This window comes from bacterium, from assembly GCA_021372775.1.
Taxonomy (GTDB): Bacteria; Acidobacteriota; Polarisedimenticolia; order J045; family J045; genus JAJFTU01.
Genome location: JAJFTU010000300.1, coordinates 1 through 2,402, shown reverse-complemented (window position 1 = coordinate 2,402; position 2,402 = coordinate 1). Strand labels below are relative to the sequence as shown.

The window sequence follows — 2,402 nt, the reverse complement described above, 5'->3', positions numbered from 1 at the left end:
TCGCCGTCGCGGGGCCGGTCGAAACGCGGCGCGAAAGCGACGAGCGCGTCGTGTGGCGGGGGGCGGCGGCGGAGCATTGCCCCGTCGCGGAGCCGCCGCCCCCCGCCGCTCGACGCGCGCCCACCAAGACGCACGCGCCCTACCGACTCAGCGCGCGAAACGACACAACAGCCGCGGACCAACGCCGCGACGCGAGGCGAGGCAGAACGCACGGACCCATCAAAGAAGGACCATCCCCCCGCGGACAACCACCATTCCGCCCGACCAAACACGACAGCGCGTCGGGCGTGCGGGGGCGGCGGCGAGCCGTTGCCCGGTCGGCGGAGCCGCCGCCCCCGCCGCCCGACGCGCGTCCCGCGATTCGCGCGGGCACTACGCCGCGAGCCGCGCGGGCATTACGCCGCGAGACGCGCGGGCATTACGCCCCGAGCCGCGCGGGCATTACGCCGCGAGCCGCGCGGGCACTACGCCGCGAGCCCCGCGGGCACTACGCCGCGATCCCCGCGCCCCCGTCACGGACACAACGATCCCGGCACCCGCGCCGAACCGCCGCTCGTGTAGCCGAGTCCGCTCTCGCCCGAGGCGGCCTTGTACCCGACCAAGTAGAAGAAGCCGCTCCCCGCCGCCGGACTCGTCGCGTCGGTGTAGCTCGTCTGCGTGTAGCCGGCGCCGACCTGGCAGGTCCCGAAGCCGCCGTCCGGCAGCCCGTCGTGGTTCGCGTCCACGAACGAGGCGGCGCCGCGGTAGACCGTGTACGACAGCGCCCCCGACACCGCCGACCACGACAGCGTGTTCCTCGAGCCCCCCGACCCGAACGTCACGTCCGCCTCCGGCGGCGCCGCGGCGCAGACGACGGTGAAGGTGGTCGGGAAGCCGCGCCCCGCCGCCGCGGTCGCGTCGAGATCGAGCTCGTTCCCGACCGCGTCGAAGGCCATGATCGAGGTCAGCGTCCAGACGCCCCCCTCGGAGTAGCGCGGCAGCGGCGCCGAGCAGGAGAACGTGCCGTCGAGCCGCGTGCCGCTCGCCGGCGCCGCGGAGACGCAGGTCGTCTCCTGCAGCCCGCTCGGCGACCGGAACGAGCAGGAGTAGGTGTTCGTGCCCGACTTGTCGTCGGTGACGCGCGACGAGCAGAGGACCGATCCCGGCGCGGCGGAGACGTCCACCGTCGTCGGCGAGATCGAGAAGGTCAACGCGTCGGGCGCGGTCGTGTCCGGATCGGACGTCACGGCGACGCTGGCCACGAACCCCTGCCCTTCGAGCTGCGCCCGCGAGCGGGTCAGGATGTTCGCGACCGCGTCGGTGGCGTAGAGAGTCGCCGACCACGTCCCGGCCTCGGCGTAGCGCGGAATGTGGATGCTGCAGGCGAAGGTGCCCGACTGCCGCGTGCCCGACGACGGCGTCGTGGCCGCGCAGCCGTGACTTTGGTTGGTCGAGGGCGAGGCGAGGACGCAGCCCATCGCGGAGACCCCCGCCGGGGAGTCGGCGAGGTCCACCGTGCAGGAGACGTCCGCCGACGACGTCGAGGTGTTGACCGACGTCGGCGACAGGACGAAGCCCGAGACGGTCGGCGGCGTCGTGTCCGGAACGGAGGTCACCGAGATCGACGACGGCAGGCCGCGCCCGATCAGGTCGCTGAAGGTGAGCGACGTCACGTTGCCGACCTCGTCGCTCAGCGAGACCGACGCCATGTACAAGCCGCTCGCCGCGTAGCGCGGCACCGTCACGTCGCAGAGGAACGTGCCGGCGAGCCGCGTGCCGGAGGACGGGGTGTCCGCGCTGCAGGAGTAGGTCTGCGGCGTCGCGCCGAGGTACATGAACGAGCAGGAGGCCGAGGCGACCCCCGACAGGTCGTCCGTCGCGCCGAAGGTGCAGCGGACGGTCTGCGAAGAGGCGGTCACGTCCACCGACGTCGGGACGACGGTGAAGCTGGTCAGCTGCGGCGCCGCGGTGTCGCAGGCCGCCTTGGCCGCGGGGGCCGCGCTCCAGAGAAGGCACACGCAAATGACGACGCCGACGCGACGGGAATTGATCGACATGCCCGCCTCCCCGCGGCGCGAGCGCGCCGCGCGGCAGGGATGTACGGGGACGCCGGGGGGCGGTCAAGGGAACGGCTCGCCCCGACCGCAGAAAAGAGCGGCGCGACGACGGCCTCGGCCGCGGGCGCGGGCCGCCGCGGCCGCCGATCGACGTCCGGACGAGCCGCCGCGGTCTCGGGCCGCTGCGGTGGCCGATCGCCGCCCGCGGCGTCGCGCGGGCGGCGGGCGGCCTCAGTCCATCGTCATCGAGACGAGCTTGCTGCAGCCCGGCTCCGGCATCGTCACGCCGTAGAGGATGTCGGCGATCTCCATCGTCCGCTTGTTGTGCGTGACGATGATGAACTGCGTGTTCTCGGCGAACTGCCG

At 73.5% G+C, this 2,402-nt stretch carries 1 protein-coding gene; it reads right to left on the bottom strand.

From position 1 onward, the window contains the following. Positions 1-512: 512 nt before the first annotated feature. Positions 513-2,036 (bottom strand): hypothetical protein, encoded by a 1,524-nt coding sequence (locus LLG88_10460; GenBank protein ID MCE5247322.1) that lies wholly within the window; start codon positions 2,034-2,036, stop codon positions 513-515. Between the last annotated feature and the right edge of the window lie 366 nt (positions 2,037-2,402).